This window comes from Chamaesiphon sp. OTE_20_metabat_361 (assembly GCF_031364565.1).
The window spans coordinates 1-7,603 of record NZ_JANLWO010000595.1 but is presented as its reverse complement, the minus strand read 5'-3'; the positions used below and the strand labels follow the sequence as shown (position 1 = coordinate 7,603).

The window sequence follows — 7,603 nt, the reverse complement described above, 5'->3', positions numbered from 1 at the left end:
TCGGGACAAAGATTGAGCCAACACCTGACAAAAACGCTGCCCACTGCCCGCGTATTGGGGATGCAGGCAGTATCGGCAGAAGTGTTTGCCGGAGCGGCATTCGGTGAAAATATTCTGAATCTATTTCACATCGATCGGCAGACTATTTTAGTTACTGAATATCACATCGAAGCAGGCGACACGCTCGATCGATTGCTGCTAGCTGAAGTTGCCTATGGTTATGGCGTAGTGCCCATTTTGCATCAGCGCAATCCCCTTCCCGCAACCTTAATGCCTACCGACGATATTTTGCTAGCAAGTGGCGATCGATTGGTCGTTTTGGCAACGACAGAGAGTTTGCGCCGGATCGATATCGGCGATTCTCATTCTGAGAGGCTCCGCCAACGATACCCCAAATCTTGGCAGGTTGAAGTTGAGCTGGCGATGACCGCAGAATCCACTTTTGAAGGGGCAAATATCATCGGACGCATCTCTGGTTGTTCGCTGCGAACAGCTAGAGATTTGATGGAAAATTTACCAAGAATTTTGGATATTCCGCTCTATCAACATCAAGCTCAACGATTAGTGCGTGCGTTAGAACAGTTACGTGTCAAAGCTAAAATCATCCCGATCGATCCGATCGCTCACAGGTTATCTTTAATTTAAGAAATAACATAATTTGATTAACAAGTAGTTAAGAATTAGATTTGTTCGTGGATAATAAAAAATCTTAATTATATTCTCAAGTCGATGCGATCGATTATACTCGCATCGATCGAACAGCCATGCCAAACTAGACACCAGTCGATCTTCTGAGGTCTACTTCAATAGATATCTACAGGAAAGTTTAATTGCATGGCTAAGAATACAATCATCATGATCGGCGACGGTATGGGCTGGGAAATGACCCGCGCAGCCGCCGTTTACAAGCAAATCCAAGAAGGTAAAACTGGTACTAGCCTCAGCGATTTTTATACTGCTGGCAAAGGTACTGGTCTGAACATGCAGACCCTCACGGGCTATACATTAGCGACCACATACGGAACAACGATTCCCGATGCTAATGGCGTATACAATACTGGTCAGGCTGCTGTAACTGGCCCTAGTACTGCTGCCACAGGTGTCAACCCAGCGACTGCTGGTTTTGTATTCAACCCTGCTTTTAACCCTGGTACGACTGCTAGTGGTGGGGCAAAAGTCAGCGATGGCGTAGTTGGTAACTTAGTTGGTTACGATCCAGTCCGTGGTGGTGTCAACCCCTGGACACCAGGTACGGACAAAGAATATATCAAACTCAGCTATCCTGACTCAGCCAATACCGCAACCACCCTCTACACTGGCGTTAAGAGCTACAACAACGCGATCGGTGTTGATATCTTTGAAGATAACTTAGAAGGTGCTTTGGCTAAAGCCGCAGCACAGGGTAAATCGACTGGTTTAGTGACATCAGTCCCGATCGATCATGCTACTCCCGCCGCCGCCGCCGCCAATGTCAACCGCCGGAATAAATACGACGAAGACTATCCCGCTCTAGATAACATTCTTCAGCAAGAACTCCGCATCTATCAGCCTACCGTTATCCTCGGCGGCGGTCATCCCTTATCTACGCCTGGTAATCCACTCCCCGCCGGAGTCGAGCCACTGCGAGATAATACCTACATCAAAGCATCTACCTACAAAGAATTCAGCACCAAGCCTAACGACAACCTCTACGACTACACGTTCCTAGAACGTGGTAAAGATGCCGCTAAGGTGCTAGCCGAAACAGCAGCCAAAATCGATCCCAATAATGGCGATCGCCTGTTCGGTTTATATGGTGCGCGCGGTCAAAATGGTAACTTACCTGTCAGTTCTGCCAATGGTGACTACAGCACCACTGGTCTGGATATGTTCAGCGTCAATAGCACCAAAGGATTGAATCCAGATCTCCTGCGTCCGCTAAAAGCTGGTGAAACTGACGCTCAATTCATCGCCACCGAGCGCAATGAAAACCCAACTCTCGACGATTTGACTAAAGCTGCGCTGAACATCTTAGGCAAAGATCCCGACGGTTTTTGGGTCACGATCGAAGGTGGTGATATTGACTGGGCTGCTCACGATAACAACATCGACAACCTGATTGGTGCCACACTAGACTTCGATAAAGCAGTTGGTTCGGTTATCGCGTGGATTAATGCCAATGGTGGTTGGGAAGAAAACCAACTGATCGTTACCGCCGACCACGATCACTATCTGACACTCAACGGTGATTTCCCAACTCTGGTCAAAAATAATGCTGCTAACGGTATCAGCGAACTAACCAATAACGATACGATCGCCGGATCTGGTAACTTCTGGGGTACTAGTGCAACTGATAAGTACGGTTGGGGCAACCACACCAACCGTCCAGTGCCTGTTTACTATCAAGGGCCTGAATCCAAGCTACTAACAGATTCGATCGGTACAGGCTATGAAGCTTATGGCAAACCAGTTCAAGGTATTCCTGGTTTCATTAGCCAAGTTGATATTGGTGAAACGCTGATCGCTTCAGCAATTGACACCGTTCAGAAGGAGCTAGTAGCTGGAACTACTGGTGCCGATATCTTGATTGCATCTGCTAGCAGCAGTATTGATGGTGTTTACGACACTGTTTTCACTGGTGGTAGTAACGATATTATCGATCTGGCTTTCAACACCAACGCCCGCAACAACCGCGTCGATGGTGGTTCGGGTGGAGATACTATCTACGTCAGCCGCAACGATCGCGCTTTCGGTAGTGCGGGTGACGATATCTTTGAAGCTCTCGACAGCAAAGGTGGCAACCGAATGTCTGGTGGTGCTGGTAACGACGACTTCTACCTCGGTAGCAATGACTTCGCGCTCGGTGGTGATGGTGCCGATCGATTCTTTGCTAGTAATGGCGGCGGTAACACCATCTCTGGTGGTGCTGGTGCCGACCAATTCTGGATTGCTAATGCCGAACTTCCTGGTGCTGGCAACAAGGTTGTTGATTTCCAAATCGGTACTGACGTTATCGGAATTAAAGCGGCTACTAGCTTGGGCATCAGTGCTAGCACGCTGAAGTTGACTCAAGTTGGTGCGGATACTGCGATTAACTTTGGTACTCAAACCTTAGCAACATTGATCGGTATTCAAGCTACCAGCTTGAGTACTAGCAACGCTGGTCAGTTTGTCTTCGGTTAATCGATCTAGGGGATAGGGGATAGGGACTACAATCTTTCCCTCTCCTCGTCCCCTACCGCGTATCGATAAGTTATTGGATTTGCTGCGTAGATCTTTACCCCACCCCAGCCCTCCCTTTATAAGGGGAGGGAGCAAGAAAAGCCCCCCCTTATAAAGGGGGGGTTGGGGGGGTAAACCAACCGGAAACGAAGCCCAACAGACTTGTGCATACACCGTCCCCCTCTCCCCACTCCCCCATTCACAACCAAAATTTAAAATAATAAATAATGAACACCGAGCCTTTGCAGAAAATTGGCGGCATTGTCAGTACTAATGGAGCCGAAATTACGGCTTTCGATGCTATCAGCGATCGATTATTTGTGGTTGCTGGGTCGATTGTCGAAATTCAGAAACTCAGTAATAAGGGCGCACTCTCGGCTGATGGCTCGTTGCTGACTGGATTTACATCGCCCGCAGGTACTCAAGCGATTCCAAATAGCGTCGCTGTCAAAAATGGAATTGTTGCGGTCGCTTATGCAATTCAAGATACGACTACCAGAGCGCAACTCCCCGGACGAGTTAGTTTTTATAATGCCGCCAGCGGTGCATTTTTGAACTCGGTGGCGGTGGGTGCGTTGCCGGATATGTTGACTTTTACGCCCGATGGCATGAAAGTATTGGTTGCCAATGAAGGCGAACCGAATAGCTACGGGCAAACCAACTCTGTCGATCCTGAAGGTTCGGTGAGCATCATCAATCTTGCGGGTGGTGCGGCTGCGGCGACAGTCCAGACGGCAGATTTTACTAGTTATAATAGTCAAGCTGCCGCACTTAGAGCATCCGGCGTGCGGATTATTGGCCCTGGAGCGACCGTCGCCCAAGATTTGGAGCCAGAATACATCGCTGTTTCGCCCGATGGGTTGACAGCCTGGGTGACACTCCAGGAGAACAACGCGGTCGCGATTTTGGATATCGCGACTGGCAAGATTACCAGTATTGCACCACTAGGAGCGAAGAATTACAATCTCCCCGGCAATGGCATTGATGCTAGCGATCGCGATCTCACTGCCACGACTGGTAAAATTAACATTCAAAATCAGCCAGCTTTTGGCTTGTATCAACCTGATGCGATCGCGAGTTTTTCGATCGCGGGGAAGGCTTACTATATTACTGCCAATGAGGGCGACGCCCGCGACTACACGGGATTTGCAGAAGAGGTACGAGTCGGAGCGGCTGGCTATGCGCTAGATTCGGCTAAATTCCCCACTGCGGCGACGCTCAAGCAGGATGCTAATTTGGGTCGGTTGACGGTGACTAGAGCGACTGGCGATACCGATGGCGATGGTGATTTCGATCGAATCGAGTCGTTTGGGGCGCGTTCGTTCTCGATTTGGGATGCTACTGGCAAGCAAATCTACGACAGTGGCGATCGATTGGAACAAATCACTGCAACCCTGTCGCCGACTAGCTTTAACTCGGATGGTACTGCTGCTAGTTTCGATGGTCGCAGCGACAATAAGGGGCCAGAACCTGAAGGTGTCGTCGTTGGGGTCATCAACAATCGCACCTATGCTTTCATCGGTCTAGAGCGCACTGGCGATGTCATTGTGTACGATGTCACCAATCCCAATCAGCCGCAATTCGTTCAGTATTTGAATCCGCCGGAAGATACTGGTGTTGAAGGGTTGACCTTTATATCGGCGGCGGATAGTCCCACTGGTAAGCCGCTGTTGGTGACTGCGGCGGAAGTTAGCAAGACAGTCGGAGTCTTTGAAATATCTTTAGACGATCGATCTACATTTAGTGCGAGTTTTGTCGGTCAACAGATCTTACCAACGGGACTAGTCCCCACAGGTGCGGCTGGTAAAATTAACGGCGTAGATGTGCCACTGGGCGGTTTATCTGGGGTCGCTTACGATCCGATGAGTAAGAGCTACTATGCCATCTCTGACGATCGATCTCAATTTGGCCCCGCTCGGTTTTACAACTTCACCCTCGACCCAAATACACTGGCGACTACTGGCGTAACTTTTACAGGCGTTACCGCGCTCAAAGATGCAGCGGGTAATCCTTTCGCGCTCAACAGTCTCGATCCTGAAGGGATTGCCCTATCTGGAAATGGGACGATTTTTGTCTCATCCGAAGGTGAAGTAAATCCGGCGGCGGGTCGCGTCACGAACCCCTTTATTAAGGAATTTTCGATCGCCACCGGGCAAGAAGTTCGCTCTCTAAACATACCGACCAAATTTTTACCCAAAGTTGAGGATACCAATAAGAACGGCATCGTCGATGCTGCCGATACCCAGACCGCTGGCGTGCGAAATAATGCCGCTTTCGAGAGCCTGACGATCGCCCCAGATCGCCGTACACTCTATACAGCCACCGAAAATTCGTTATTCCAGGATGGCTCGATCGCGACCGCCACAACTGGCACGAATTCGCGGATCGTCCAGTATAACCTCGATACAGGTCTAGCGGAAAAAGAATATATCTATCAAACCGATCGGGTTGCCGTTGCGCCCACACCCGCGACCGCCTTTGCTACCAATGGTTTGGTCGATCTACTCGCGATCGATAATCGCGGTACCATGTTGGCTCTCGAACGCTCGTTCTCGACAGGTGTCCCCGGTACTGGCAATACGATTAAGATTTATCAAATCTCCTTGCCAGGTGCCTCGGATGTTAGTTCGATCGATAGTTTAGCCAGCTTGACACCAGCGCAATTAAATGCTCTCCAACCCGTCCAAAAACGGCTGCTGCTAAATCTGGATGCGCTGGAACTACCAACCGGACTAGACAACATCGAAGGTTTAGCTTTTGGTGCCAAGCTCGCCGACGGTCGCCAATCAATTGTCTTAGTCAGTGACAATAACTTTAGTCCCACCCAGTTTACCCAAATCCTAACATTGAGTACCGATCTAGTGCCTGAAGTTCCGGCGGTAGAACCTGCGTTCAACTTGGTATCGGGTACAGCGGGTGCCGACAATCTTATCGCTGGCATTACGCCTGGGTTTGATGGCATTAGTGACACGGTATTTACAGGTTCCGGCAACGATACTGTAGACGTGCCTATTGCAGGTGCTTTAGCTGGTAATAATCGGCTCGATACTGGTAGTGGTAATGATACCGTTTTTGTCGGTAATCGCGATCGAGTTTTTGGTGCTGCTGGCGACGATATTTTTGAAGCTGGTGATGCTCAAGACTATCGGATCTCGGCTGGTGCGGGGAACGATACCCTGTTCCTCGGCACGAATGGTCGCGCTTTGGGTGGCGACGGTAACGATAAGTTATTTGTTGGTAGTGGCGGCGGTAATCTCCTCTCTGGTGGTGCTGGTGCCGACCAGTTTTGGATTGCTAATACCGAACTTCCTGGTGCGGCGAATACTATTCTCGATTTCCAAATCGGTACCGACGTTATCGGCATTCAGGGTGCCAAGAGTTTGGGCATTGGTGCTAGCACGATTAAATTAAATCAAATTGGTGCTGATACTAATATCGATTTTGGTGGTAAAACTTTGGCGGTACTAACGGGTATTCAGGCTAGTAGTTTGAGTACTAGCAACGCTAGTCAGTTCGTATTTGCTTAATTTCCAACGGTGTCATCTCCCAAGGTAGGGGCTTACCCCCCTTATAAAGGCTAACGCGTATACACCTGTTGGACTTCGTTTCTGCTGGTGCTCTACCCCCCCAACCCCCCCTTATAAAGGGGGGGCTTTCCGGCTCCCTCCCCTTTATAAAGGGAGGGCTGGGGTGGGGTAAAAGACTACGCATCGACTCAAATAACTTGTGTGTACACGGTAGGCTTTCCGGCTCCCTCCCCTGTCTTGTCTCGCTTCCATGGTCGGGGAACCCGACCGGAGCGAGCCGCTTTATAAGGGGAGGGCTGGGGTGGGGTAACATCAATACCGAATGTATCTCCTATTCCCTACTTAGCCGCCTTGACTCTAGTTGCGCGGTTGACAATCTTCTCGCCTTCACGTTGCTTCTTACCACGCCAGAGGAGGCGGAGTGGAGTTCCGGCAAAGCCTAGTTGCGTCCGAAATTGATTCTCGATATAACGACGGTAGTTATCATTAAATCGGGAAGGATCGTTGACGAATAGCGCGATCGTCGGTGGTTGAGCACTGACTTGAGTACCGTAATAGATTTTACCTTGTTTACCTTGGCGAGTCACCAGGGGATTGTGCCAAGAGGTAGATTCTTCGAGCACTTGGTTGATTGTGGCGGTACTGACACGACGACGGTGTTGTTCGACGGCTCGATCGACTATTTCGAGAATTTTATCAACGCGTTGTCCCGTGAGAGCGCTCACGAAGATACTTTCAGCCCATTCGGTAAAAGCGAGGCGGTTGTTTAATTGTGATTGATAGTCATAAATAGTATAGGAGTCCTTTTCGACTGCATCCCATTTATTGACGACAATTACACACGCGCGTCCTTCTTCGGCAATCCGTCCGGCGAG

Annotated in this window: 2 protein-coding genes and 2 pseudogenes; 3 read left to right on the top strand and 1 reads right to left on the bottom strand. The window is 49.7% G+C overall.

Annotated features, from left to right (window positions below; translation table 11 throughout):
- The 3 genes and pseudogenes from RMO35_RS17120 to RMO35_RS17110 all read left to right on the top strand — a co-directional run.
- Positions 1 to 645: pseudogene (locus RMO35_RS17120) on the top strand (potassium transporter TrkA); the annotation flags it as partial.
- 189 nt (positions 646 to 834) lie between these two features.
- Complete coding sequence (locus RMO35_RS17115; RefSeq protein ID WP_309742522.1) at positions 835 to 3,162, top strand: alkaline phosphatase; 2,328 nt, start codon at positions 835 to 837, stop codon at positions 3,160 to 3,162.
- Between the two features lie 266 nt (positions 3,163 to 3,428).
- On the top strand, positions 3,429 to 6,728 hold the full coding sequence (locus RMO35_RS17110) for a choice-of-anchor I family protein (protein ID WP_309742521.1): 3,300 nt from the start codon (positions 3,429 to 3,431) through the stop codon (positions 6,726 to 6,728).
- Positions 6,729 to 7,066: 338 nt separating this feature from the next.
- Here RMO35_RS17110 and RMO35_RS17105 read toward each other — a convergent pair.
- Positions 7,067 to 7,603: pseudogene (locus RMO35_RS17105) on the bottom strand (ribosome biogenesis GTPase Der); the annotation flags it as partial.

Coding starts and splice junctions, on each gene's coding strand:
- RMO35_RS17115 (WP_309742522.1), top strand. CDS start 835: ATGGCTAAGAATACAATCATCATGATCGGCGACGGTATGGGCTGGGAA.
- RMO35_RS17110 (WP_309742521.1), top strand. CDS start 3,429: ATGAACACCGAGCCTTTGCAGAAAATTGGCGGCATTGTCAGTACTAAT.